Source organism: Brevibacterium sp. FME17 (assembly GCF_014897515.1).
In the GTDB taxonomy this organism is placed as follows: Bacteria; Actinomycetota; Actinomycetes; order Actinomycetales; family Brevibacteriaceae; genus Brevibacterium.
Genome location: NZ_JABUYD010000002.1, coordinates 214,258 through 240,049, shown reverse-complemented (window position 1 = coordinate 240,049; position 25,792 = coordinate 214,258). Strand labels below are relative to the sequence as shown.

Below are 25,792 nucleotides of genomic sequence, written 5' to 3'. Positions count from 1 at the left end.
GCGCTGAATACTATTGGTGTTATGACATGACTCACGTAGCATCAAGTATGGACGTCGTTGACTTTGTTCCAGAGCGCAATCAATTCGTCTACACCTTTGGCGGATCCCAACCGGCAGCCACGATCACACCCGGCACAGCCCTGCGCCTGTGGTCCGAGGACGCATTCAACAATGCGATCACTTCTGTCGCTGACATTCCGAGCGAAATGCTCGACGCACGGTATCTCAACCCGCAGACGGGACCCTTCTACGTCGAAGGAGCCCAACCGGGGGACACCCTGGTCATCCACATTGTCGAACTCACTCCTGCACGCAGTTGGGGAGCATCGGCGATGATCCCGTTCTTCGGCGGACTGACGGCAACGGACAGAACCAGCCTCCTGCACGACCCGCTGCCGGAAGGAGTCTGGATATACGAGATCGACTCCGCCGCACAGACGGTGGGTTTTCAGACGCACAAGGGCGACTTCGAACTGGCGCTGCCTCTCGAACCCATGCTCGGCACCGTGGGCGTGGCGCCTGCCGGAGGCGAGGTGCATTCCTCACTGACTCCCGAACGCTACGGCGGAAACATGGACACCCCCGAGATGAAGGTCGGTACGACAGCCTATTTCGGAGTCAACGTCGACGGAGCCATGTTCTCCATCGGAGACGGTCACTACCGGCAGGGCGAGGGCGAAGCGTGCGGCACAGCGGTCGAGGGGGCGATGAACTCGACGATCATCGTCGACCTCATCAAAGGCGGCGGTCCGGCGTGGCCGCGGCTGGAAAACGACGGCCATTGGATGGTGGTCGGGTCTTCGAGGCCGATGGAGGACTCGTGGAGGATCTCCCAAGTCGAAATGATCCGCTGGCTCGGCGAGCTGTACGGACTGGAGACCATGGACGCCTATCAGCTGCTCACCCAGATCTCCCTAGTCCCCGTCGCCAATGTGGTCGACACCAACTACAGCGTCGTGACGAAGATTGCGAAGTCCCTCCTGCCCACGCGCAGTGCCTTCGACGGGATCCACGCGGACCTGCGTGATCGTGCATGTTCCTTGTCCTAGTTCCAGAGAGCATCGAGGAGAAAGAGTTCCGTCATGGACCTGAAGATCAGCGGGAAGACAGCAATGGTCACCGGGGGCACACGGGGTATCGGGCGTGCCATCGTCGAGGCATTTATCGCCGAGGGTACCAACGTGGCCTTCTGTGCAAGAAAGGCCTCAGAGGTCGCCGAGGCGGAAGAATCCTTGGCTTCGAGGGGCAGAGCCATCGGCACGGTCCTTGATGTTCAAGACGCCACGTCTCTGTCCGAATGGGTCGAAGCCACGGCCGCAGAGTTCGGCGGAATCGACATGGTCGTCAACAGCGTCAGCGCCTTGGCGATACCGGATACCGAAGAGAACTGGTACGAGTCGTTCAACGTCGACATGATGGGCACGGTGAACCTGTCCAAGCTCGTGATCCCATATTTGGAGAAGAGCGATGTGGCATCGCTGCTATCCATCTCGAGTGTCTCTGGTCGAGAAGCTGACTTCGCCTCCGGGCCCTATGGCACGATGAAGACCGCGATCATCGGCTACATGGCCGGACTGGCGCTCAGCCTTGCCGACAAGGGCGTCAGGGTGAACACGGTGTCGCCGGGCAACACGTATCACGAGGACGGAGTGTGGCCGGGAATCGAGACGAGCGACCCTGAGCTGTTCTCGTTCGCGCTGGGCCTGAACCCCACAGGCCGGATGGGAACACCAGAGGAGACAGCTGCGAGCGTCGTCTTCCTGTCCAGTCCTCTGTCGAGCCGGACGTCTGGGGCGAACCTATTGATCGACGGTGCGTTGACTCGCGGTATCCAGTTTTGAGGTCACTGCAGTCGTTCAGTCGTCAGACTTTTCTTCGTCGGCCGCGACGGCGGGAGTTTGATCCTCATCGGGGGTGTTGGCTTCGGTGTCGTCGTTCTTCTCTTCGCGGTCGGTGGCATGAACGACGTGGGAAGTCGGCGCCGCTTCGGCGGCGTCGTCGAGGTTCTTGGTGGCTTTTTGGATTCCGTCTTCGATCGGCACGATCATCACCCTTCTCGATGGAGTGGGAAGTAGGACCGAGTCTACGCGCCGCCTGAGGCCGCGGCATAGAGTCGGGAGTGGTGTGCGCGCCGGAATACAGAGTTTTCAGAGGATCCGCCGTCGACGGTCCTGGTGCTTACTTGGATACCCATTCGAGGGAACAGGGGCGCTGGGACAGCTAAAGGTTGGTGCGACATCGTTTGGTGTGATGCAGGGACCCGACTCAATCGGCGATGGCATCACGCATCGCAACGATCTCACCCCGCTCCAGTGAGGTCAGCAAAGCAGGGTCACCTAGGTCGAGCTCCTGCTCCTGCAGCGTATAGGAGACATTTTTGAGCATCGACTTCGCACGCGCAGTCGGCTGTGTCGTCGCCCCAGCGGCAAGCGTCATCGACTGAATCGTGCGCTGGCGAACCTCGGCGATGTACCATCGGTTGTTCTTACCTGCGATCCAACACAGTGCGGCGATCGCTGGCGGGTGGGCGAAACCTCGGCGAAATGCCCCAGGGTTGGTTTGGGCCGTGAGATTCAGGGTCCGCAGCACAGCGGTGGTCATCTCCGGGTCGCGGAACTGGGCGTCGGCGAAGGCGGAGAGGTCGGCAGCCAACGCCTGCACCTGGGGGAGAACCTTCGGGCTGATGCCATCGGTGTTGAAGTCTTCGGCGGGCAGCGGCTTCTCATCGAGAGAAGCGAGATTATCTTCGCCGCCGACCCGTCGGCGAAGCTCCTCGCGCCAGAGCTCGGCGCCCTCCGGGCTGATCGCCAGCGGATCAAATGATTCGGCGGAGTCAAGACCCAGCCCCATGGCGTCGAACTGATCGATGAGCTCCTGTGGAATTTCGATATCCGGTGGCAAGCCCAAAACCTCCGCGAGTCCAGCGGCAGATGACCCAGATGTGCTTGAATCGTGGGTCACTCGGCGCTGGTACTCGGGGAGCGCGTCATCGATCGCTTCGAGTGCTGACCTCGAGAACTCGGGTGAGGTGCCAGAGCGTTCATTGGCGAATTGAATCACTGCGGCAAGGACTGTCGGCATGCTGAGCATATGCTCGTCATCGGCGAGGACCTTGCGCGGATAGAGATCGCCCATCATCATCAGTGCGGCAGTCGCGCCCCATTTTAGAGGTTCGCCGGATCCGTGTGTGAGCTGGAAGTTGAAGAGTCGCTCTGCGTGCATCGCGGCATCGCTTCTGATGTCTTGAGCCCAGGGAGAAACCAGGAAATCAGTGACAAGTGCGCCGACCTCTTCCGCGGTCCACTCGTGTGGCTGTTCGACGTCACCGCCGTCAGGCAGGAGCCGCAGCATCCAGGATAGGAGCAGCCGGACGGAGGGCCAGGTGTCGGTATCCGTTGGCGGCATCATGTGGTCGCCATGCTCGACGTACTCTTCGATTCGAGCGCGGGCATCCGCTGTTGTAAGCGTGATTTGATGCGTCGGCATCTGCGGATCGTCGGCGGTGAACCGCTGGATCTCTTCGGCAGTATCTTCCGTCGGATAGCAGTCCTCGAGGTAGGGAATACCCAGACGAGTCACAGCGACAGCCATCGTCACCGGCATTCCCGAGAGCGAAAATTCGACGAACAGAGTCTCTTCGTGACCGAGCTCGTGGCGCAGTGAGATCGCTGCGACGGGCGAGGCAGAGTCAAGGTTGCGCACCCAATCGGGCAACGACGCCGATCGAGGATCGACGGCATGGTGGATACGTCGTCGCAGCAGGGAGTCGTCGAACATGGCGGCCCAGATGAGCAGGAGCGCGTCCGTCTCCGGAGCGGCAGAGTCCATCATCGCCGAGGTCAGTGCAAGGAACGCCTCCGAGACCGGCTCCGACTCGACTTTGGGTGGCATCGAGACCGGTGACGACCCTTCGTTCTCTTCGGCATTGGCCGTGTACCCCATGGCACTTGCGGCCATCAGCAGAGGGACGGGACTCGGGTCGGCAAGGAGGTCGGAGAGTTCGGTGAGAAAACCGGCCTTATCGATCGGTGGCTCCGGTGGCTGTGAAGGCATGCTCTCACGCTATTGCATGAGCAGTCGGTGCGCATCCGAATTGATGGGGGCTGGCCGCGGGTTTTTTCGCGTCACCTGCCGACAAAACACGCATTCTTGTCCTTCACAACCCCAACACCCGCACTGCGTTTTCTTTCATGATCAGCGGCACAGCTTCTTCTTTGATGCCCAGAGTTTCGAAATCGTTGATCCAGCGTTCGGGGGTGATGAGCGGGAAGTCTGATCCGAAGAGAGTCTTCGTCTTCAGCATCGATCCGATGGCCCGGGTCAGCTGTGGCGGGAAGTACTTCGGTGACCATCCGGAGAGGTCGATGAAGACGTTGGATTTATGCGTGGCGATCGAGATCGAGGCATCGGCCCAGGGAACCGAGGGGTGGGCGAAGATCATCGTCAGTTCCGGCATATCCGCGGCCACATCGTCGAGGAGCATAGGGTCCGAGTACCGCAGCTTGATGCCGCGACCGCCGGGTAGCCCGGCGCCGATTCCCGTTTGGCCTGTGTGGAACAGCGCAACCAATCCGTGCTGTGCGCACGCCTCGTAGATCGGGTAGTACTTGCGTTCGCTGGGGTCGAAGTCCTGCAAGCTGGGGTGGAACTTCATTCCCCGCACCCCGTAGTTCACCGCGAGGTCCTCGACGCGGGCGACCGCCTCGGCGACATTGTGAGGATCCACGGACCCGAAGGGGATGAGGACGTCGTTGTGCTCGGCAGCCTTCTGAGCAATCATCTCCGACGACACCGGCGGATGCCCGCCCAGCGCGGTCCTGGCGTCGACGGTGAAGATCACCGCGGCCATGTTCCGCTCCCGGTAGTAGGCGGCGAGGTCATCGACCGTGGGCGTCCGCGGCACCGGAGCCTTGAAATACCCCGCCGAGGCGTCGAGGAGTTCGGTGTCGAGTGACGTGTGCTGGTGGTTGTCGGCCTCGACGTGGGTGTGCACGTCGATGGCCGTGATCTTTGTAAGGTCGATGTTGGGCTGGTAGATCATGAGTGTCCTTCCTCGATGCTGATGAGAGTGATGCGGGGAGGCAGAGTGCCCGGGTGAGGGGAGCGCGTCGGGGTCACGGTAGTTCGCCGTATTTGCGTTTGAGGGCGATGACTTCCAAAAGCATGTCATCGCGTTGCTTCGTGAGCACCGTCGGGTCACGATCTTCGAGTTCCTCATCAACGCCGGAGATGAGCTTCTCCTTGAGGTCCTCGTCGAGGTGGACCTGTTTGAGGTCATGCATCCACACTTCCTGTGGTGGTCCCAGATGGTCGAGCACGTGCCGCATGCCACCGGCGCCACCGGACAGGGACTGCTGTGCCAGCGGCCCGAGGATCGCCCAGCGCAGTCCCGGCCCGTAGGAGATTGCGGTGTCGATGTCGGCCACGGACACGACTCCACGATCGACGAGGGAATACGCTTCCTGCCACATGGCAGCCTGGAGGCGGTTGGCCACATGCCCGGGCAGTTCGGCGCGGACCAGGATCGGCTTCTTCCCGATTGCCCGATAGGTCTCCATCGCACGCTCGATGACCTCCGCCGAGGTGCCCGTTGAGGGCACGACCTCAACAAGAGGGACCAGGTGCGCGGGATTGAACGGGTGACCGACGACGATGCGTCCCGGTGCCTTGCTCGCCAGCGCGTTGAGCTGGCTGGGGGAGAACCCGGAGGTCGAGGAAGCGATGACCGCAGCCTCGGGCGCTGCGGCATCAATCTCGGCGAGCATCGACTGCTTGACCTCAAGGCGCTCGGGACCGTTCTCCTGCACGAAGTCAGCGTTGGCGACCGCCTCGGCGAGGCTGGGCGCGAAAGTCAGGTTGTCCAGCACCGTGGTGGTGCACGCATCCGCTTCAGCACCGAAGTTCGACACCTGTTTGCGCAAGCGTTCATCGGCGCCGTCGGCCGGATCGAACGCCGTCACAGTGTGCCCGGCGGCGAGGAACCCGGTGGCCCAGGCGGCACCGATGACTCCGGTGCCGATGATCGCCACATTGAGGGCGGCTTTCGATGAAACAGGGACAGCGTCTGCTGAAGTAATGGCGCTCATGCGTTCACCGCCGTCTTGCGTGTCTGCGCATAGTCGACATACTCATCAAGTGACTTCGGGTCCTGCAGAGCTCCTGCGCTCGCCACCGAGTCGGCGGTGGCACCTTGGACGATGCGTTTGACTGGGACCTCGAGCTTCTTGCCCGTCCGACCCAGCGGAATCCGAGTAACCGGCACCACCTCGTCGGGGGTGTGACGTGGTGACAGTCGTGTCTTGAGTTCACGCGAGATCCGCGTCGACAACTCGGCAGAGAACGGGACGTCGTCTTCGAGCTGGACGAAGAGGACGAGTTCGCCCATCCCACCATCGGGGTCTTCGAGGTGGATGACGAGGGCATCGGCCACCTCGGGGAGGGTGTCGAGGACGGAATAGAAGTCCGCGGTGCCCAGCCGCACCCCGCCCCGGTTGAGGGTGGCGTCGGAACGGCCGGTGACGACGACCCCATCGCCGGTGGTGAACTTCGCCCAGTCGCCGTGGCGCCAGACGCCAGGGTATTTGTCGAAGTACGCGGCCTCGTATCGGGCGTCACCGTCGGGTCCCCAGAAGGTCACGGGCATGGACGGTGTCGGCGCGGTGATGACGAGTTCGCCCAGATCATCGATGACCTCATTGCCGGATGCGTCGAAGGCCGTGGCGGCGAATCCCAGCGAGATTCCCGACATCTCACCGGAGTACACGGGAGTCAGCGGAGAGGCTTGGAGGATGCCGGTGCACACATCGGTGCCGCCGCAGCCGACGTTGAGCAGCACCGACTGGCCGAATTGGTCCATGACCCATTCGTAGCCCTCAGCTGGCAGAGGTGCGCCGGCAGCTCCGAACTGCGAGACGGTGGACAGGTCGAACTCCTCAGTGGGGTTGAACCCCGCCTTGCGTGCGGACATGATCGCCCCGGGCGCCACACCCATGAGAGTGGCCTTCGTGTTCGCGGCGATGCGCCAGAGTTCCTTGGGATCGGGGTAGTTCGGATTGCCGTCGATCATGACGATTGCGGATCCCACGACCAACCCACCGACGAGGGCATTCCACATCATCCACGCGGTCGTGGAGAACCAGCAGAACTGGCTGCCCGGGCCCAGATCGAAGTGCAGCCCGTGATTCTTCACGGTCTCGAGCAGGATGCCGCCATGGCTATGCACGATGGCCTTCGGCTTGCCCGTCGTGCCCGAAGAGAAGAGGATGAACAGCGGATGGTCGAAGGGGACCGGTTCGAATTCCAACTCCGCCGAGGCGGCTCCACCGTCCCTGCCCGCCGAGGCGGCTCCGAGTCCCGCGTAGTCAACGACGTCGATTGCGTGATTGAGCCCCGATCCGGTGCTGAACCGTTCACATGTGCCGTCATCGAGGGCGAAGTCACCGTAGTCGAGGGACACGAGGTGGGTCAGTGAGGGGAGTGCTGCGAGGACCTCGGTGAGTTCGGCGCTGCGATCGACGGCCTTGTTGCCATACATGTATCCGGGGACGGCGAAGAGCACGGTGGGTTCGACCTGGCTGAAGCGGTCGATGACGGACTGCGTGCCGAACTCGGGGGCGCAGCTGGCCCAGATCGCGCCAAGACTGGCCGAGGCGAGGAACGCGACGAGAGCCTCGGGCTGGTTGGGCAGATACCCGACCACCCGGTCACCCTTCTTCACACCCAATGACTCGAGTCCCGCACGGACTCTGGCCACCTCGGTGCGCAGCTCGGCAAATGTCAGTGTGAAGTTGTCACGGGTCTGGGACACCGCGGTCACGGCCACGTCGTCGGCCTGATCGGGAGCGCCGAAGGAGTGCTCGGCGTAGTTGAGCGTTGCTCCAGTGAACCAGCGAGCGTGCGGCATGACCCGTTCGCCGAGCACCGAGGAGTACGGGGTGTGCGACTGGATGTTGAAGTACTCCCAGACGGATTCCCAGAAGTCCTCGACGTCGGTGATCGACCAGGTGTAGAGCCCGTCCCAGCCGGTGAACGAGTAGCCGAACTTTTGGTTGACCCAGCTGAGGAAGTCACCGATGCGGCTGGTCTCGAGGGCATCGGAGGGAACCTCGCGGATGATTGTCGACATATAGGGTCCTCTCACTTCGTGACTTTGGGGCCGGAACCGTCGAGGAAGGCTCGCATGAGGTCCTTGGCCTCGGTGCTCGACTGGGCCACGGTGGCCATGAGGGACTCCATCATGTAGCCCTCGTCGCGGCCGGATTCGACGATGCGGGGCAGCGCCTGGGTGATCGCATAGTTCGTCACCGGAGAGTTCGAGGCGATCGAAGCGGCGAGTTCGCGTGCCTTGGCTAGTCCTTCACCGCCGTCGACACGGTAGTTGACGAGGCCGATGGCCTCAGCTTCGGCAGCGGTGAAGCGGCGACCGGTGAGCATCATGTCCTGGACGCGACTGAGACCAATCAACCTGGGCACACGCACCGAAGCGCCCCCACCGACGAAGAGTCCGCGCTTGCCTTCGGGCAGAGCGAAGTACGCGGTCTCTTCGGCCACCCGCAGGTGCGCGGCGGAGGCGAGTTCGAGGCCGCCGCCGATGACTCCGCCCTGGAGGACGGCGACGACGGGGATCTGCGATTCGGTGATCCGGTTCATCGTCGTGTGCCAGCCGCGCGAGTGGTGGAGGCCGGCCACGGCGTCGCGTTCGGCCATTTCTGAAAGGTCGAGGCCGGCGCAGAAGTGATCACCGGTGGAGTGGAGGACGATCGCGGAGACCTCGGGTGGGGTGCGGAAGAACTCGCCGAGGCTGGCCACCGTCGCGTCATCGAGTGCGTTGCGTTTGGCGGGGCGGTCGAGGGTGAGGATTCCGATGTTGCCCTCAGCGGTGAAGTGCAGCGTGTCGGAGATGTCGACCGTGGTCGGCTGTGCCGAGACGTCGGTGAGGTGGGAGGTGGGGAGGTCGGTCATGCGTTGTCCTTCGGTGCTGGTGCAGAATTGTCAGTGCTGGGGGCTGAGGGGCCGGTGGTGGCGTGGGCGCCGAGTCCGCCGGTTGTGCGCAGGGAGATCTTGTGGACTTTCCCAGAGCCGGTGCGTGGCAGTTCGTCGACGAGGTCGAAGTACTTCGGCACCTTGTATTTGGCCAGGCGGTTGAGTAAGAATTGGCGCAGTTCTTCGCAAGTTGGGGCTGACGCCGCAGACTCGACTCCGGCATCAGAGCCAGACTCGGTCTCAGGAACAGACACGATGACGAAGGCGTGGCCGACTTCGCCCCACCGTTCATCTGGGGCCGCGACGACCGCGGCCTCAGCCACGCCCGGGTGGTCGAAGAGGGCGGATTCCACCTCGGCGGGGTAGACGTTCTCGCCTCCGGAGATGAACATGTCCTTGAGCCGGTCGACGATGAATAGGAACCCATCGTCGTCGAGGTAGCCGATGTCGCCGGTGTGGAACCAGCCTCCGGGAGAGAACGCCGCATCGGTTGCGGCCTGGTTGTTCCAGTAGCCGCTGGTGACATTGGGTCCGCGAACGACGATCTCACCTTTGACTCCGGACGAACATACGTTCCCTGAAGCGTCGCGGACCTCCACCTCGGTGAAGGGCACCGCCCGTCCCGCCGATCCCGGCTTGTCCAAGGCGCTCGCGGCGGGGAGGAACGTGCAACCTGGGGAGGTTTCTGTGAGTCCGTAGCCCTGACAGAACATGATGTCTTTGGCCTGGAAGGCCTCGATGAGGGAGACCGGGATCGGGGCACCACCGGAATTGACGAAGCGCAGCGAAGTGAGGTCAGCGGTGTTCCACCTCGGTGACTGGAGCAGGTCGGAGAACATGGTCGTCACGCCGGCCATCCAGGTCAGTCCCTCGTGTTCGATGGCGTCGAAGGCACGGTCAACGTCCCACTTGGATTCGATGAGCATGCGGGCACCGCGCAGATAGCTGGTCATCACCTGTTGGTCGAGGCCGATGACGTGGAAGAGCGGAGCGGTGACTAGGGTGACGTCATCGGCGGTGAGGTCCGTGTTGAGGAGGAGGTTGAAGGAGTTCCACAGCAGATTCGCGTGTGAGAGCACCGCCCCCTTGGGCCGCCCGGTCGTCCCGGAGGTGAAGAGCAGGAATGCCGGTTCGTCACCGGTGACCTCGGCAGCAGGCACAACCGGCACCCTCGCCGAGGTGGCCGTGTCCTCCCAGCGCACCGTTTCCTGGGGGACGTCGACCGCGAGACCGGCAGCCATGTCGGCCATGTCGGGTGCGATGTACAGGTGGGCCACCTCGGCGAGGGTGAGCTGATAGTCGAGTTCGGCGGGAGCCAGTCGCCAGTTCAGCGGGATGAAGATCGCTCCTAGACGCAGGCAGGCGAGGAGGACGACGATCGTCGCTGGGTGGTTGGGACCAAGATAGGCGACCCGGTCACCTCGGCGAACACCCTGGCTGTGGAGGTCAGCGGCGCATACCAGGGTGCGTTCGTGCATCCGGGTGTAGGAGTAGGTGGTGCCAGCGAAGGTGATGGCGGTCTGCTCGCCGTAGTCGGTGGCCTGGCGTTCGGAAAGCCTGGCCAAGCTGGGGTGGACGAAGGTCACAGAGTCGGTCCTTCCATGGCTGTCGGTGGGGTGGTGTTCGTCGATGTTGTGTTGGTGGTTGCTGCTGTCTCGGCGAAGCGCTGTTCGGCGAGATTACGTGTCTTCGTCTCGCCCAATCGCCAGATGCAGAGGATACTGATGGCGGCGACGATCGTGATGATGATCGAGAGCGGGATGGTCGAGGGCGAACCGGTAGAACTCATGATCGCGGCGAAGAGGACGGGGGAGATGCCCGCTCCGATGCCGGCGATTTGGTAGCCCAGAGAAGCTCCGGTGTAGCGGTGCTCGGTGTCGAAGAGCTCCGAATACAGGCCGGCAAGGGGGCCGTAGATCATCGGGTGGATGATGCCCTGTCCCACAATCATGCCGATGGTGATGACGAGTCCGTTCTTCGTCTCCAACATGGGGAAGAGTGCGAAGCCCCAGATGGCGATGAACACGGCTCCGGCGATGACGAGTGGGCGGCGGCCGACGGTGTCGGAGAGGCGGGACCAGCCGATGATGCCGAAGATGGCGAAGAAGGAGGAGAAGGACAGAGCATTGAGGATCGTCTGTCGTTCGATGCCGATTTGGACGCCGTAGGCGATGGAGTAGGTGGTGAGCAGCCCCTGGAACATGAAGGCGGAGAGTCCGACGCCCACAGCGAGCACGAGGGTGAGGGGTTGCTTGCGCAGGGTGGCGATGATCGGGATGCCGCGCTTGGGTGTGCGCTTCTTCGCTGCGAGGAACTCGGGGGATTCGTCGACGGCGGAGCGGACGATGACGCCGATGATGAGCAGGAGGACCGAGGCGAGGAACGGCAGGCGCCAGCCCCAGGCGATGAAGGTATCCGGGCCCATGGCTGCCAGGGTGCCGGCGATGACGAGCGCGGAGACGAGCTGACCGGTGGGCGCGCCGGCGCTGGTGAAGCTGGCCCAGAAGCCGCGGTTCTTGGTGGCGTGCTCTGCGGACATGAGCATGGCGCCGCCCCATTCGCCGCCGATCGCAACTCCCTGGATGACGCGGATGAGGATAAGGAGGACCGGTGCGATGAGCCCGGCCTGGTCATAGGTGGGCAGCAGGCCGATCGCTGTGGAGGCGATGCCGATGGTGAACATGCTGACGACGAGCATGCGTTTGCGGCCGAGTTTGTCGCCGAAGTGGCCGAAGACGATGCCGCCCAGAGGACGAGCCAGATAGCCGGTGGCGAATGTGGCCAAGCTGGCCAATGTGCCGACGGCCGGGGTGAGGTTGGAGAAGAAGACGTCCTTGAAGACAAGGGCGGCGCAGACGGAGTAGACGAAGAAGTCGTAGTACTCGATGACGCTGCCCAGGTACGCCGAGGCGGCTGCTCGCTTGAGCATCGGTGTCGATTTCGTTGGCGTGGAGTTCGCGGAAGCCATGTGATCCTCGCTGATTGTGTGGCTTGAGTGATGGTCGGTTGCGGTGGGGGAGAAGCCCGATCAACGCTGATCGGGCTCGTATCGATACTATGCAACTCAGTGCTGTTGCGTCAATCAAATGCGATGTAATAAGGTTCCGCGGTGGTGTGGAGACCGTAAAGTGGAGGCATGACGGTTCAACCTCAGTCACTCTTCTTTGCACTCGCCGGCGTCCACATGCTCGATGACCTCAGGCCGCTCAGCGGCGCCTCGATCGTGTTCGTCATGGGCCAGCTCGGAGTGGGGGAGTCAGCGGCGAGGTCCGTGCTGCAGCGGATGAGCGCAAAGAAGTTCATCGTCAGACATAAAGAGGGGCGGAAGACCTACTACATCCTGTCCGATCGAGGTCGGTCAGTCCTTCGTGAGGGCCAAGAGAAGATGTTTGCCGGCTGGCAGCCGCAGGACTGGGATGGTCAGTGGACCTTTGTGCGCATCCAGGTGCCGGAGTCGAAGCGGACTCTGCGGCACCGATTATCGTCGCGACTCTCGTGGGCCGGTTTTGCCCAGGTCGATGGTGGGCCGTGGGTGGCGCCAGGGCAACATGATGTCGCCACGATCTTGGGCTCGGAAGCATCCGAGCTCTCGCCGATTGTTGTTTATGGCATGCCGCAGCCGCCGACGACAGAGGAGACTCTCGTTGGTGCGTTCGACCTGGGAGAGTTAGGAGCGGACTATGAGGCGTTCGGCGAGAAGTGGCGGGCTGTCGATCCTGAGTCGCTGTCGCCGATAGAGGCGCTCGTCAAGCGCGTGGAGTTGCACTTTGATTGGCTTCTGCTTGCGCGAACTGACCCTCAGTTGCCGGCGGATTTGTTGCCGATCGAGTGGTCGGGCGCATTGCAAGGGGATCGATTCCGCCAACTCAGCGAGCGGTTGGCTCAGACCGAGTGCTCTGCCATTACCTCATTCTTCTCCGGCGAGTTCGGTAAAGCAGTCTGATCCGTTCCGTGGTGATCTGGAGGTGTCGCAGATCTGGCTGAGCATACTGTTGAGACGTGGCCGGTCGCGAGGTGGATAACTACTTCGCGAATCCGGCTCTTTCAAAGGCGGGTGGCAAAACCTCAGTTTCCACTAATTTTTGGACTCCTTCGACAGCTTCCTGGTCAACGGATGAGCTGGCAGCAGACATTTCGGCGGAGTAGGTGACGGACAGGATTTCGTCTGCCCAAGAGACGAAACACGTAGTGCCCACAAGAGTGCTATCTTGGTCGTTGAAATTGCCGTCGAATGCAGTCGTGCAGATGCCTTCGCCCTTTGTCCCATTGGGTTCAAAAGTGTCAGCTGATTCGATTGGGGCGCCGGCTTCAGTTCTTGGGTCAATGAGCAGACATTCGTTGATGGCATTGTCGATAGAGGTTTTGACCGCATCGGGGTTTTCGGCCGGTTTCGACAGTGAAGTGACTACCCCGACAGTCCTGGACTGACTTGATTCGGAAAATGTTCGGTAAGCGGTAGTTTCTGGAGATTCTCGAATGACGGTGCCATATTGATTCATCGCACACGCGGCCAAAGTAGGGTCTGCTTCTGTGCCGTCATTGTCTGACGATAGACCTTCCATGGTCTCGCCGAACTCACCTTCTTCGTCCATGCTGAGGGTGTCTGGCATGTCTGCGAGAGACAGGAGGCGGCCGCTATAGTCTCTGGGAGCTAGAGCCTCATGGCTCTTGGCGACCTTTTGTTCCTCGGTGGTTTCTGGATCGGCATTGGTATTCGCGGCTTCTTCGCCTCTAGTCGGATCGTCCTGTTTTGAACTGGTGTCCGATCCGCATCCGGCCAAAATCATCGTTGTGACTGTAATGGCAGCGAGTCCGAGTGTCGTTCTATTCAATTTATCTCCACGTTGACTGCAAGATCTCTTGTCGAGCTTACTATGACAACAGTGGTTGATTGTGCCCAATCCTCTGGCGCCATCCGGTTCGGGCCTAACACTCGTACTCTGTCACATCTCAACTACCCACTCGCGCCCGCTCCACAAGCACTGCAATATGAACACGATTACTAGTGTCCAGCTTGATGTTGATGCGATTGAGATGCGTCTTCACTGTCGCCTGACTCATGAAGGTGGCGTCGGCGATCTCCTGATTCGAGAGGCCCTGGGCCACAAAGACCGCGATTTCGAGCTCGCGTTGAGTGAGATCGGACAAAAGCTCCTGCGCTTCTCGTTGCTGGAGCTGGTCCCGGCCGGTCGACACTTTTGAAATCAGCTGTTGCATCGACCGTGGTGAAAGGATCGGTTCTCCGTTGTGGACTTTGCGTATTGACTCGGCAAGAGCCACCGGTCCGATGTCCTTGAGCAGGTATCCGGCAGCACCGGCCTCGAGGGCGCGGAAGAGATAGTCATCGGTGTCGAAACTCGTCAGCGCAACTACCTTCGGTGGGCGCACACTGTTGACAAGTCGCTCAATCGCCTCGATCCCGCCGATGCCGGGCATCCGGATGTCCGTGAGCACGACGTCGGGGAAGTGGAGAGCGACCCGCTCGAGGGCCTCTTCGCCTCTCGATGCGGTTCCCACAACCTCGATGTCCTCAGCCGCGTGGAGGATCCCCTTGATTCCTGTGACAACCATCGGATCGTCATCGACGACGATCACACGAATCGGGGCAGCAGTCTGAGTCATGATCGACACACTACCCGAGGGCAATGACACCAATAGTCGGACTGTGTCAGCTCCGACCGGCGAACGGCGGAAGTGTCACATCAACGACGAACGATCCATCACGAACACCGATGAATACCTCGCCTCCGAGCATTGTCACTCTCTCTCGAATTCCCGTCAGGCCCGCACCAGATCCCGAAGTCGACAGCGACCACTGACCGTCTGAGGGTGAAGAACCCACTCGGGGTGCTGACTGCGGGTAGGGCGGAAGGCCAGCTGTCGCCTCGGCGGCAGAATTCTTTGGCGGTTGGAAACGGTTGCTCGCGGGAGGCACTGGATTCGAGATGACGACTCGGGCGCCGCTGTCAGCCGAGATGGTGATCTCAAGCGTCACAGGGGCACTCGGCGCATGCTTCATCGCATTCGTCAGCGACTCCTGAACGATCCGATACACCCCGCGGTCCAGGACCTTGGGCGCGGTCTCGGCATCCTGGATGATGATGGAGGGACGAATCAATGTGCCGGTGGCCTGCACTGACGCCACCAGCTGCGGCAACGAGCGCAGCGAAGCTTTGCTGGGAGGAGCTGACACTTCCTGCTGAGGACTCGACTGCGCCAGCGTCCCGTCACGCACCCCGCCGACCAGATGCCGCAGATCTTCCAAAGATGCGTGTGCTTCCTGCCGCAGCGCCGAGGCGGTCGAGGCGACATCGTCATCATCTTTGCTCCCTACCTCGAGAGCACCGCTGTGCAAAGAGATGACTGAGAGCCGGTGGGAGAGAGTGTCATGCAGCTCCCTGGCGAGGAGCTCGCGTTCGGACTGGCGGGCCAGCTCGGCAGTCAGCGACTCATTTCGCTGAGTCTGCTTGGCAGCGATCGTCTCGACGGTCTTCATCCGCCGAGTCCGACGCAGCAGCACTCCGACTCCGAGGCTGATGCCGAGTCCGATGACCGCTGCCACGATAGTCATGAGGGTGATGGCCAACAGTGAATCTGCCGGGGGAGCGGGCGCATCGAGGTCCGTCATCTGAGCCGGATCGGGGAGGAAGAACAGTGCGAATGGATTGAGCACGGCAGGTGCCAGGCACATGCGCACCGTGGCCGCGACGACCAGCACAGATCCCAGGGCCGAAGCGATGATGGCCTGCCGCTTGGGTGCGCGGATGAGGAGATGGAAGAGACCGATGAGCAAGAGGAACGCATCGCCCCACCCTGCGGTGAGCAGAGCTCCGACGATGAACGGAACCCATGGCCACTTCTGCCGGAGGAACACCGTCGCCCACATGGGGACGATAAGCAGGAACGCGACCATCCCCGTGTTGCTGATGACTTCGTCAGCGAACGCCCACTGATTCGCTGTCAGCGCCATCGCCGAGGTGATCAGGCCGGAGAAGAAGAGGGCCGCGCCTACGAGGATGCTCACGGCGATGCGCACATTGCGGGGAAGCTGTCGCCGGCGGTTGCCGGGGAGCTCCTGGTGGCGCTGCTGAGGAAAAGGTTGACGAGACACATGTGAATAGTAGCCGCGGGGCCTGACACGCGTAGTCCACCGAATGGATGGAGAGGCTCAACCGATCGGCTAACTGGTTCGATCCGATGGGTGGACGTGCGAATTCAGGCAACCCGCGAGGCTTGACGAGTCAGCACGTCACAGCCGTCGAAGGAGCATCATGTCCAAGCCACAGGAACCTCAGAATCCAGCCCAGCCGCAGCAACCAGAACCGCAGCAGTGGTCACCGCAGTATGCACACTCGGGACCCGCTACAGGAGGACCGAACGGCGCTGAAGCCGGGTACCTCAACTCGGGGTCTTTCCCACCCGCCAGCTCGGCACCCGGCTATCCCGGTTACCCGGAGGAGCATCAGAGGCAGCAGGGATACCTGGGCGCTCACCCTGGACAGAAGCCGCCGAAGCGGAAGAAGCCGCTGCTCAAGCGCTGGTGGTTCTGGATCATCGTCGCCATCGTGGTCATCGCTTTGATCAATGCCATCAGCGGTGAAGGTGACGATGTCACAGATACCGCAGGCGCACCGTCTGCTCAGGAAGACAAGGCGGCAACGGCCGACAAGAAGGACGCCGGCACGGATAAGAAGGACGAGGAGAAGGCAGAGAAGACCTCTTACGGAATAGGGGACGCAGTCACCGCCGATAAGTGGGAAATCACAGTCAATAAGGTCGACGACAGTGTTGCTAAGGTCGGAGATGAGTATCTCGGCGCCGAGGCTCAGGGACAGTTCGTCACGGTAGACTTGTCGGTGAAGAACACGAAGTCGGACCCGGACTACTTCTTTGAGGACAACATCAAGCTCGGCGATGACGCGGGCAACACCTACTCAGCCGATTCCGAAGCCGGGATCTACGTCGACGAAAACTCGATTCTCTTCCTCGAAGAGATCAACCCGGGCAACACGGCCAAAGGCGTGCTGGTCTTCGACGTTCCCAAGGACGTCAGCCCCGATCGTCTCACCTTCGAGGGCGGGATCTTCTCCGACCCGGTGGAGATCTCACTGAAGTAGGCACTGGCCAGTGAGCGGCCCGGGCTATCCGATGGTGGAGGCCCGGGCCGCTTCTTGTATGTGTTCAAGCGTGGAGTTCTCTGCCTCTGTCGATGATCGCGGTCGCAGCAGAGAGGGTCTGGCCCAAGAACCCCGAGCCGAATAATTTCACGTGTGCCAGCAACGCGAAGAAATTGTGGGCCGGCAGATCCTTTGCCCAGCCGGCGGGCATCGGATGAACCGCCTCGTAGCCAGCGAAGATCTCGTCGAGGAATGGTGTGCCGAAGAGTGCCAACATGGCCATGTCCTCGAGACGGTGCCCGCCATGAGCGGCGGGATCGATCAGTGTGCAGCCGTCTGGTGCCCAGATGAGGTTCCCAGCCCAAAGATCACCATGGACTCGGGCAGGCTTTTCCCGCCCGGTGCCGGAGATACCCTCGAACGCCCCACTGGCGATCACCTCGATCGCGGTGGCGATCGTCTCCTGCTGGTCTTGCGACAGCTGGTTGCTGATCTCGTCGGCCAGCGGTTCCAGTCGTGTCTCCACCCAGAACTCCGTGAACGACTTGCACAAGGCGACCTCTACCTCGAATGGAGACTCCAATGGCCCGAACCAGGCAGGTTCCGCCGGTGCCCACCCGAACGACGGGGCACCGGAGTCATGGAGCAGAGCAAGCTGACGGCCGAAGGCGAAGGCAGAGTTGGCATCGGGAGCTGTCTCCTCGACTCGGTCTAGCCGCAGACTCTTCGCGTCATGTTCGATGACGCCCACAACCGGTACAACGTCCGGTTCGGCCAGCCATTCGAGCCCCGCAGCCTCTGCGGCGAAGAATCCTCGCGGAGCACCGACATGTTCTTTGATGAAATCAGCCATGGTAACAGGCTAGTCACTCGGGATTCAGCTGCGCCTGTGCGGCGTCCATATGATCGGCATCGGCGGTCTCCAGTGCGTAGAGTCCCAGCTCGACCGGAGAGGTCGAGAACAGTTCGCCGCAGTGCTCGGCCAGCCTCGGCCACACACGTCCACCCTTCTCCACATACCGCTTTACCGTCGCGTCGAACGCTTCAGCCGAGACACTCGCGTGGTGGAACATGAAGTCACGCGCGGGATCGCCGATGGTGGCCGTCGTCCAATCGAGGATGCTGAGATTCCTCGCCCCATCCATGAGCTGATGCGCCGGATACACCTCTCCATGAGTCACGACCGTGAACGTGGGCCAGAAGGAATCATCATCGAGCCACGCGCCCCACCGATCCTGGAGACTCGGGGCCACATCGAACTCGGCCACGACGCGAGCGATGTCATCACGCTTACGCTGCCTCACCTCGGCAGGGGAGCGCTCCTCAATGCCGGAGGCGCGAGCGATTGAAGGATCGACGAGGTGGAGCTCGGCGAGGAAATCGCCGAGCGAGTACACATATTCCTTGGCCTCGACATCAAAATGCCACTGCGGCTGACCCTGCCCATCGATCGTGAGTCCAGGATCATCGGGCAGCAGCGGATAGGCAATGAGGTCCTTCGTGTGGATGCGCCAGTCGGGGACCGCGACACTGAGATGAGGTGCGATCGCCTGCAGAAAACGGCCCTCGACAGCGGCCCGGTCGGTGACGTCCGGGCGGCGGGGGATTCTCAGCACCCAGGACTGACCATCAACCACCTCGGCGATGGCGACTTGAAAATCGAGGCCAAGCTCATTGACGGTGACAGTCTCAGGAACGATATCGAGACCATGATCCGATGCCAGCTTCAGGATGGTGGTGAACTCTGCACTGTCGGCCGACATGTGGCCACCTTTCGGCGAAGGAGTCGCTTCGTAGGGATCTGTGATCAGTCTAAGGCGGCAGCGCGATCTTGCGACAGCGGAATCTGAGGGCGCCGCGAACTGAGCAGAACGATTCCGAAGAGCATCTCCCACACGATGATCGCGTACATGCCGATGCGCTCCCACACTCCGTCGGGAAGAAGAATTCCGGGTACGGCCCTGACGTCGACCTGGAGCATGACGATGCCGAGGATCCCGATGAGACCGATGGCGATGGTCAGGAGGCCGACGATGCTGTTGCGTCGGCCCAACAATAGGGAGATGCCGATGCATATCGCGCTCACATGTCCGCCGAAGAAGGCGAAGAACGCGCCGAGGAGGTGAACCCAGGCGAGACCGAGTTCGTTGTTGTGCTGACCTGCATTGACCGCTGCGATGATGACCATTCCGAGGGCATGGAGGATCGCGCAGGCGATCACCGGGACTCGCAGCGGAAAACGCGATCCGCGCGCCATATATATGGCCGCAGCAGCGAATAGGAGCCCCTGAGCGACAAAGGCGATGTTCATAACCAGGTGCAGGGGCGAATCGATGACACGATCACCCAACATCTCGACATCGGGCACACCGAGATCGCTGATGTAATTCATTTCATACGAATAATGGGGAAATGCAGATGCGGCGAGAGCCTCGGCGAGGAGATAGATAGTCCCGGCGAGGATCCAGCAGATCGCCGCTATGACGGTCGAGCTGGGTGTCGCGGAAGCATCAGATTGAGTCTCACGCATGCGGCCAATAATAGAGGTCCGAAATAGGCAATAGAAAGCACAATTCGGGCGAACATATGTTCGACACGCCGAAGTCGCTACTGTTCAAGCGCTTGTCAGGTGAGTATTGCCGTGCAAATATGAAAACATCCTGTTGATCGGATCCACATGATCAATGAGAACCGAATAGGCAGCAAGGAGAGAACGCATGAATACAACTACCATCATCTGGATAGTCGTAGCGATCGTCGTTATTTTGATTGTCGTCGGCATCATCATTGCGGTCAGTCGTAAGGCCGCAGCTAAGAAGCGCGAACACCAGCGCAAGGAAGCAGCACGGATCCGTCAAGAGACCGCCGAGTCCGAGCATGAAGTCCATGCCCGCGAAGCGGATGCCGAGCACCGCAAGGCCGAAGCGAAGAAGGCTGACGCCGACGCAGAGGTTCAGGCCGCGGAAGCAAAGCGCAAGGCCGCCGAGGCGGAGAAGATGGACGCAGACGCCGCTGAACGCGATCGTCTGGCCCAGGAGACGCGCCTCGAACAGGAACGTAAACTCAAGCACGCCGATGAACTCGATCCCGACGTGGACGCCCACGGTAACCGCAAGGCCGCACCCGGTACAGCCGCAGATGCCGGTGCGGGAGCTGCCGCAGGCGCAGGCGCCGGAGCAGTTGCCGGTGATGACCGGGCCGGACACGACCGTCCCCACGATGACCCTCCGGTATCTGACGGTCGTCCGGTTGCGGACGAGCGTCATGCGGGACACGACCCTCGTGTCGCCGACCAGCCTCCTGTCGACGACGGACGCCCTGTTGACGATGGCCGGCCCGTTGTCGATGACCGTGGTGCACCACGTGAACCGGAAGGTGACCCTCGATTCGCTGAGGGTCAGGGACAGCGTGAAGGCGTCGACGGAGTACGATATCCTCGTGCGCCTGAGAACGACTCCCGTCTGACCGATCGCAGCTACGATCCCAGAGCCACCGAACAGAGAACGTTCGAGGACCCGGACTCGCCGCGACACTGATAACCCCAGCGGCACTGAAAAATCCCCACTCTCCGACAGGCTCAATGTCCCGTCGGTGAATACCCACCGAGAAACATGTAAAGAAGGGTCAGGACAATGGCAACTATTCTGTGGATCATCGCAGCACTGCTCGTCATTTCAGGCATCTTCGCAATCTTGCGGAAACAGCTTGTATGGGGCATCGTCCTCATCGTCGTCGGCTGCCTCGTCGGCCCAGGTGGAGTGAGCATCTTCGGCTGAGGTGCCTGCTCCGATCTCACTTCGGGGCAGGTGAACATAGCGGCGCCCCAACCCTTCGTGGGTTGGGGCGCCGCTATGTGCTGACTAGGAATTCTAGCTTCGACCCAGTCGAGGGCGATCAGCCGTTGAGGTGCTCGATCGCGTAGTCGGCCTGTGAGGAAGTGAACTGCTCGCCATGCTCGCTCGTCAGCTGATCGTGGATAGCGTCGGGAGACATTGCCATGTTGTCTTGGTATGACTTGGCCTTCTCCAGAGCATTCTGGTTCCAATCCGCGTCGACATTGTCGATTCCGTATTGTGCTGCATCAGCAGAGAACTGTTCTCCGTACTCGCTCGTCAGCTGATCGTACAAGCCTGCCTTGCTCATGTGCATCATGTCCGAGTATGACTGCGCTTTGGTCAGTGCCGAGCTGTACTCGGCAGGAACACTGGAGTCTTCCTCTTCTTCGACGACCGGCTCGTCCGCTTCAACGGGGGCCTCGACAGGCTCATCTTCGACAGGAGCATCGCTCGCGGACTCTTCGGCAGCCTCTTCTTCTGCCGGTTGGTCCGCGGCAGGCGCTTCTTCCGCAGCTTCGTCCGGATCTTCCTCTGCGACAGTCTTCTTCGCTGGTTCCTCGATCGCTGCCGGCTCGGCCTCTGCGCTCGACGCAGGATCCGCAATCTGAGTCGATGGCGATGATTTCACTGACAGCGTGCCGATGAAGATGCCCAAGGCGATGACGACGCCGGTGACGATCCACGCGAGCTTCTTATGCTGCTGGTAGCCGTGGAGTGGCATTCCACGTTTGTCCTTCTGCGCTCCGGACAGGGCGAGGATGAGGTCCACCAGGATCCAGATGCCGAAACCGCCGAAGGTGATGAGCTTGAGGATTCCGGTGCCGATCTTTCCCAGGTAGAAACGATCGACTCCGAGCCCGCCTAAAAGCCAAGAGAAAAGCCATGTTGCAATGAAAGATTTCTGTCCGGCGTTTTGCTGGGGCGGAATCCACGTACCCATATAAGTGGTCTCGGGCATCTGCTGCTGTGTCATTATCACTTCCAGTGTGTGAGCGAGGTTGCAAGTACAGAAATAGTATATCTAATCATTGAACATTAAACTACAAATTTGAAGTGAGGTTGGACACTGCTCCTCTTCCCGCCGAATGGCATTCCCTCTAGGCTGACGGGTGATTGCCGTTGTTATGTACCAAGCTGCTATCGGCTCAGAGAGGAACTGTCATGTCGGAGTCACGCCCACCCTTCCCACCATTCACTGCCGAGACCGCGGCACAGAAGGTACAAGGTGCCGAGGATGCGTGGAACACCCGCGATCCGCACAAGGTGTCGCTGGCCTATACCCGGGATTCGGTGTGGCGCAATCGCGATGAGTTTATGACCGGTCGGGAGGAGATCGTGGCCTTCCTGACCCGGAAGTGGGAACGTGAACTCGACTATGCGCTGCGCAAGAGCCTGTGGTCCTACAGCGATAACCGCATCGCGGTGCGCTTCCAGTACGAATTCCATGACGCTGCGGGCCAGTGGTGGCGCAGCTACGGCAACGAGCTGTGGGAGTTCACCACCGCTGGCCTCATGTCTCGGCGGGAGGCGAGCATCAATGATGTATCAATCACCGCGGAGGAACGCCGCATACTCGGCCCCCGTCCCAGCGGAGAACAGGGAGCGGACATCGATCTGCGCTGACGGCGGGCCACCTCGGCGAGGGTGCGGTCTCGGCACAATCTCGACCTAGTCCCCGAGCAGTCCTCGGGGTACAGAAAAACCACCGGTGATCACGACTGTGAAAGTCGTGCTCACCGGTGGTTTTCAGTTCGAGCACCATCACACGACGATGGTCGTGCAGGTCAGTTCGAGGGGGAGCGGGTCTCCGCGCTGAGGAACCATGCTTGCTGCTCGAGCGAAGCGATGAACTCATGGAAGATGTCGGCCGTCGTCGGGTCGGCCTCGTCGACTTCGTCATGAACCGTGCGCATCGTGGCGACCGTGGCTTCCACGGCTCGTACGCTGAGGTCGATGGCGTCATGAGTCGTGACCTCGCCGGCAGGGAACTCCGGCAGCGAGGACTGCTCGGCGACGACGCTGGGTCGACCGTCAGCGGTGGCATGCAGTGCCCTCATGCGTTCGGCGATGCTGTCAGAGCCGGTGCGGGCGATGTCCACAACCTCGTCGAGGTTGAGGTGCAGGTCGCGGAAGTTGGGGCCGACGATGTTCCAGTGTGCCTGTTTGGCGACCAGCTGCAGGGCAATGAAGTCGACGAGGACGGACTGCATGTTCTTGGCCAGAGCTGGGGAGGCGGTGAAACCGTGCTCCGCATTTTCGGCCGTGGTGGTCTTCGTTCCGGCTGGCTGGGGTACCTTGACTGATTGAGCCATGATTCGTTCCTCCTTGAGCAGTGCAACGATGTGCCGTATCCGGGCACCTGGTGCCGACCATAGACCCGATTCTTGGGTATGAGGTTAACGTTTCCCAGAATCGGCAACGGATATACTGAACCGTTATGGGATCCGCTTCGCGCAGTCTTCGTCACGGCATCGATCGTCTCCGTTCCATCGCGCCATGGGCTGTTGCCGGTGCGGCCTGTGCCGTGCCGCTCACGGTGGGCGCATCTATGGCAATCGACCTGCTGCAGAAACGTGATCGGGAACAGCGGGAAGCGCCTCGGCCCGGGACCTTTCACGCGGACGTGGAAGACTCCCAGCTGGGCATCTTCACCGACGGCGAAACGCTGTATGAGGACATGCTCGATGAGATCGATTCGGCCGCGGATACGATTCAGATGGAGACGTTCATCTGGAAGAACGATGAGATGGGTCAGAAGTTCATCGACTCGTTCAACGCCGCAGCCGAACGCGGTGTCACCATCCACCTCATCTACGATGGATTCGCCAACCTCTCCATCCCACGTTCCTTCTATGAGCAGCTGTCTCCGCGCATCAAGGTTCTGCGACTGCCCACCGTGGCGAGGAAGTTCTGGAAGGGGCCGCTGCGCTACTCGGGTCTCAACCATTCGAAGATCCTCGTCATCGACAATCGAGTTGCCTATGTCGGTGGTTTCAACATCGGTTCGCTCTACGCTCGCCACTGGAGAGACACTCACCTCAAGGCGGCTGGCCCCGGCACTTGGGGGCTGCGCCAGGCCATCTCTCAGGTGTGGAACCAGTACCACGACTCCGATGAGCAGATTCCCTGGGTCGCGCCGACCGCCTGGGAATCCAAGCTGCGGGTCTCGGCCAACCAGCCAGTCCAGCTGATCTATCCGATTCGGTCGATGTACATCAACGCCTTCGAACGTGCACAGGAGCGCATCTGGCTCACGACCCCGTATTTCATCCCGGATCAGCAGCTGCTCAGCGCACTGATCGCTGCCGCTGAACGCGGAGTCGATGTCAGGGTCATGGTTCCTCAGGAATCTAACCACATCCTCGGCGACTATCTTTCACAGGGATTCTTCGAACAGATGGTGCGCTCCAAGGTGACCGTTCTGCTGTACGCGGCGTCGATGATCCACGCGAAGATCGCGACGGTCGACGGAATCTGGTCGACGGTGGGCACGGCGAACATCGACCGGCTCTCACTGACCTTCAACTATGAGACCAACGTCGAGGTCATCGACGACAACTTCGCCGCTGAGATGGAGAAGGTCTTCCTCAAGGATGCCGAACATTGCGAAATCCTTGGCCCGGACTGGTTGGATCGTCATGCTCTGACCCAAGCCGCCGAGTGGGTGCTGAAGCCCATGCGCCCGTTCCTGTGAGGCACTGAAACTTCATTTGAGGCACTGAAGCATCGTTCGCGGATAGGGCGACTCGTGAGTGCTAACTGGATTCAGGTGCTTGATTGGATTCAGGTCAGGAGCTCGGTGAGCGTCTCTGCTTCCTCGGCACACACGGCGCACCCCGCCAGGTGCACGTCCATGGGCACGTCTCGATAATTCGGATCTGCCAGCGTGTGCTCGACGTATTCGTCGATGCGGGCGAAGCACTCATCACATGACAGGTACGGGTCCGTGTCTGTGAGCAGCCGAGCGATCGCGTCTGAGGTCAAGGGCTGGTGCGGGTCGGTCATGACGTCCTCCTATCGGGGAGTGCCTCGAGATGACCGGAGGCGGTGAGCGCCTCGCGCAGCCGTTTCCTGGCATCGTGGACATTCTTGTACAGCGCATTGCGAGTGGTGCCCAGCCTCTGGGCCAGAACATCGATGGGCACGTCGTCGATGAGCAGGGCGATCATGATCTGCCGTTGCCGAGTCGTCAGTGCCGTGGACAGGGCAGTGCGGACCGCGCGCGCGAGGTCGGCGCCCTCGGCGCGGCTGGCCGGCCCATGGTCAGGATCGACGAGCGGCAGTGTCTCCGACAGGGTGACCTCGCGGTGACGCCACGCCTGCCGGCGCACGGCGACACCTGCCTGCAGGATGCCGAATTTGAACACCCAGGTGCTGAATCTGCTGCGCCCTTCGAACTCGCGAAGTCTGCGCAGCACCGCGAGATGAGCATCGTCGGCGGCCTGCTGAGCCAGATCCTCCAGGTCGGTCGGCCCGGCACCGGGGAGTTGATGCCGCAGCCGCCATACCTGCAGTCGGGTGGCCTTGAGCAGCAGCTCGTGCAGTCTGCGCTGAGCCGCGAGCCGCTGCGGCGTCTCTGGCCCAGATTGACCTTCACTTCGTGCAGGGTCCAGAGAATGGGGCTCGCCGAGGTGGAGGTGCCAGTTGTCATCGTGCACACAGTCAGGGACAGAGATGGGTACATCACTCACGATCGTCATTGTGCCACCACCTGGCGAAGCAAAGAAGGGTCATAGTTCTTTGGTGTCAGGTAGGGGAGGAGATCTTACCGGCATCGGCGAAATAGTTTTCGGCAAAACAATTTCTCTCACACGAGTAAGACGTACAGGAGGCGAAGACACCAATTGAGTACAGAAG

At 61.2% G+C, this 25,792-nt stretch carries 26 protein-coding genes; 8 read left to right on the top strand and 18 right to left on the bottom strand.

Annotated features, from left to right (window positions below; all coding sequences use genetic code 11):
• The first annotated feature begins 26 nt into the window (after positions 1-26).
• Together INT40_RS03020 and INT40_RS03015 are read left to right on the top strand one after the other, a co-directional pair.
• On the top strand, positions 27-1,049 hold the full coding sequence (locus INT40_RS03020) for an acetamidase/formamidase family protein (RefSeq protein ID WP_226830681.1): 1,023 nt from the start codon (positions 27-29) through the stop codon (positions 1,047-1,049).
• Between the two features lie 33 nt (positions 1,050-1,082).
• Positions 1,083-1,841 carry an SDR family NAD(P)-dependent oxidoreductase gene (locus tag INT40_RS03015; protein ID WP_193095469.1) on the top strand — a complete coding sequence of 253 codons (759 nt, stop codon included), beginning with the start codon at positions 1,083-1,085 and terminating at the stop codon, positions 1,839-1,841.
• 15 nt (positions 1,842-1,856) lie between these two features.
• On the opposite strand, the gene INT40_RS03010 is transcribed toward INT40_RS03015, so the two are convergent.
• From INT40_RS03010 to INT40_RS02975, 8 genes are all read right to left on the bottom strand, one after another.
• Positions 1,857-2,048 (bottom strand): hypothetical protein, encoded by a 192-nt coding sequence (locus tag INT40_RS03010; RefSeq protein WP_193095468.1) that lies wholly within the window; start codon positions 2,046-2,048, stop codon positions 1,857-1,859.
• Between the two features lie 217 nt (positions 2,049-2,265).
• Positions 2,266-4,053: a hypothetical protein gene (locus INT40_RS03005; protein ID WP_193095467.1), complete on the bottom strand. Its 1,788-nt coding sequence runs from the start codon at positions 4,051-4,053 to the stop codon at positions 2,266-2,268.
• 103 nt (positions 4,054-4,156) lie between these two features.
• Entirely contained in the window at positions 4,157-5,041 is an 885-nt protein-coding gene (locus tag INT40_RS03000) for an amidohydrolase family protein (RefSeq protein WP_193095466.1), read from the bottom strand.
• Between the two features lie 73 nt (positions 5,042-5,114).
• The gene (locus INT40_RS02995; RefSeq protein WP_193095465.1) at positions 5,115-6,086 is read right to left on the bottom strand and encodes a 3-hydroxyacyl-CoA dehydrogenase NAD-binding domain-containing protein; all 972 of its coding nucleotides are present in this window, start codon (positions 6,084-6,086) and stop codon (positions 5,115-5,117) included.
• Positions 6,083-8,125 carry an acetoacetate--CoA ligase gene (locus tag INT40_RS02990; RefSeq protein WP_193095464.1) on the bottom strand — a complete coding sequence of 681 codons (2,043 nt, stop codon included), beginning with the start codon at positions 8,123-8,125 and terminating at the stop codon, positions 6,083-6,085. Before INT40_RS02990 ends, INT40_RS02995 begins: the two co-directional genes overlap by 4 nt.
• A gap of 11 nt (positions 8,126-8,136) precedes the next feature.
• Positions 8,137-8,961 carry a crotonase/enoyl-CoA hydratase family protein gene (locus tag INT40_RS02985; protein ID WP_193095463.1) on the bottom strand — a complete coding sequence of 275 codons (825 nt, stop codon included), beginning with the start codon at positions 8,959-8,961 and terminating at the stop codon, positions 8,137-8,139.
• The gene (locus INT40_RS02980; protein WP_319021922.1) at positions 8,958-10,568 is read right to left on the bottom strand and encodes a long-chain fatty acid--CoA ligase; all 1,611 of its coding nucleotides are present in this window, start codon (positions 10,566-10,568) and stop codon (positions 8,958-8,960) included. Before INT40_RS02980 ends, INT40_RS02985 begins: the two co-directional genes overlap by 4 nt.
• Positions 10,565-11,950 (bottom strand): MFS transporter, encoded by a 1,386-nt coding sequence (locus INT40_RS02975; RefSeq protein ID WP_193095462.1) that lies wholly within the window; start codon positions 11,948-11,950, stop codon positions 10,565-10,567. The genes INT40_RS02980 and INT40_RS02975 overlap by 4 nt, the downstream gene beginning before the upstream one ends.
• 168 nt (positions 11,951-12,118) lie before the next feature.
• Between INT40_RS02975 and INT40_RS02970 the strand changes: the two genes are divergently transcribed.
• The gene (locus INT40_RS02970) at positions 12,119-12,925 is read left to right on the top strand and encodes a PaaX family transcriptional regulator C-terminal domain-containing protein (protein WP_226830678.1); all 807 of its coding nucleotides are present in this window, start codon (positions 12,119-12,121) and stop codon (positions 12,923-12,925) included.
• 79 nt (positions 12,926-13,004) lie between these two features.
• Here INT40_RS02970 and INT40_RS02965 read toward each other — a convergent pair whose 3' ends face one another.
• The 3 genes from INT40_RS02965 to INT40_RS02955 form a co-directional block, all read right to left on the bottom strand.
• Entirely contained in the window at positions 13,005-13,769 is a 765-nt protein-coding gene (locus INT40_RS02965) for a hypothetical protein (RefSeq protein ID WP_193095460.1), read from the bottom strand.
• A gap of 163 nt (positions 13,770-13,932) precedes the next feature.
• Positions 13,933-14,604: a response regulator transcription factor gene (locus tag INT40_RS02960; protein ID WP_193095459.1), complete on the bottom strand. Its 672-nt coding sequence runs from the start codon at positions 14,602-14,604 to the stop codon at positions 13,933-13,935.
• A gap of 46 nt (positions 14,605-14,650) precedes the next feature.
• Positions 14,651-16,093: a sensor histidine kinase gene (locus tag INT40_RS02955; RefSeq protein ID WP_319021921.1), complete on the bottom strand. Its 1,443-nt coding sequence runs from the start codon at positions 16,091-16,093 to the stop codon at positions 14,651-14,653.
• A 160-nt stretch (positions 16,094-16,253) separates the two neighbouring features.
• Between INT40_RS02955 and INT40_RS02950 the strand changes: the two genes are divergently transcribed.
• Positions 16,254-17,099 (top strand): DUF4352 domain-containing protein, encoded by an 846-nt coding sequence (locus INT40_RS02950; protein WP_193095458.1) that lies wholly within the window; start codon positions 16,254-16,256, stop codon positions 17,097-17,099.
• 64 nt (positions 17,100-17,163) lie between these two features.
• On the opposite strand, the gene INT40_RS02945 is transcribed toward INT40_RS02950, so the two are convergent.
• The 3 genes from INT40_RS02945 to INT40_RS02935 are packed head-to-tail and all read right to left on the bottom strand — an operon-like array spanning position 17,164 to position 19,629.
• On the bottom strand, positions 17,164-17,952 hold the full coding sequence (locus tag INT40_RS02945) for a fructosamine kinase family protein (protein WP_193095457.1): 789 nt from the start codon (positions 17,950-17,952) through the stop codon (positions 17,164-17,166).
• Positions 17,953-17,965: 13 nt separating this feature from the next.
• Entirely contained in the window at positions 17,966-18,862 is an 897-nt protein-coding gene (locus tag INT40_RS02940) for a macrolide 2'-phosphotransferase (protein WP_193095456.1), read from the bottom strand.
• Positions 18,863-18,906: 44 nt separating this feature from the next.
• Positions 18,907-19,629 carry a DUF998 domain-containing protein gene (locus INT40_RS02935; protein WP_193095455.1) on the bottom strand — a complete coding sequence of 241 codons (723 nt, stop codon included), beginning with the start codon at positions 19,627-19,629 and terminating at the stop codon, positions 18,907-18,909.
• A gap of 187 nt (positions 19,630-19,816) precedes the next feature.
• Between INT40_RS02935 and INT40_RS02930 the strand changes: the two genes are divergently transcribed.
• Both INT40_RS02930 and INT40_RS02925 read left to right on the top strand, forming a co-directional pair.
• Positions 19,817-20,635, top strand: coding sequence for a hypothetical protein (locus INT40_RS02930; RefSeq protein ID WP_193095454.1), 819 nt, complete (start codon positions 19,817-19,819; stop codon positions 20,633-20,635).
• Between the two features lie 96 nt (positions 20,636-20,731).
• Positions 20,732-20,875, top strand: coding sequence for a GPGG-motif small membrane protein (locus INT40_RS02925; RefSeq protein WP_180958869.1), 144 nt, complete (start codon positions 20,732-20,734; stop codon positions 20,873-20,875).
• A gap of 118 nt (positions 20,876-20,993) precedes the next feature.
• Here INT40_RS02925 and INT40_RS02920 read toward each other — a convergent pair whose 3' ends face one another.
• On the bottom strand, positions 20,994-21,908 hold the full coding sequence (locus INT40_RS02920; protein ID WP_193095453.1) for an Ltp family lipoprotein: 915 nt from the start codon (positions 21,906-21,908) through the stop codon (positions 20,994-20,996).
• Positions 21,909-22,096: 188 nt separating this feature from the next.
• Between INT40_RS02920 and INT40_RS02915 the strand changes: the two genes are divergently transcribed.
• Complete coding sequence (locus INT40_RS02915; protein WP_193095452.1) at positions 22,097-22,558, top strand: DUF1348 family protein; 462 nt, start codon at positions 22,097-22,099, stop codon at positions 22,556-22,558.
• A 161-nt stretch (positions 22,559-22,719) separates the two neighbouring features.
• On the opposite strand, the gene INT40_RS02910 is transcribed toward INT40_RS02915, so the two are convergent.
• Positions 22,720-23,247: a Dps family protein gene (locus INT40_RS02910; RefSeq protein WP_101569712.1), complete on the bottom strand. Its 528-nt coding sequence runs from the start codon at positions 23,245-23,247 to the stop codon at positions 22,720-22,722.
• Between the two features lie 125 nt (positions 23,248-23,372).
• On the opposite strand from INT40_RS02910, the gene INT40_RS02905 reads away from it, so the two are divergent.
• A complete protein-coding gene (locus INT40_RS02905; protein WP_193095451.1) occupies positions 23,373-24,629 on the top strand; it encodes a phospholipase D-like domain-containing protein in 1,257 nt (418 codons plus the stop codon).
• 89 nt (positions 24,630-24,718) lie between these two features.
• On the opposite strand, the gene INT40_RS02900 is transcribed toward INT40_RS02905, so the two are convergent.
• Positions 24,719-24,940, bottom strand: a complete 222-nt coding sequence (locus INT40_RS02900) for a hypothetical protein (RefSeq protein ID WP_101569714.1) — start codon at positions 24,938-24,940, stop codon at positions 24,719-24,721.
• Positions 24,937-25,626: a sigma-70 family RNA polymerase sigma factor gene (locus INT40_RS02895; protein WP_319021920.1), complete on the bottom strand. Its 690-nt coding sequence runs from the start codon at positions 25,624-25,626 to the stop codon at positions 24,937-24,939. The genes INT40_RS02900 and INT40_RS02895 overlap by 4 nt, the downstream gene beginning before the upstream one ends.
• Positions 25,627-25,792: the final 166 nt, after the last annotated feature.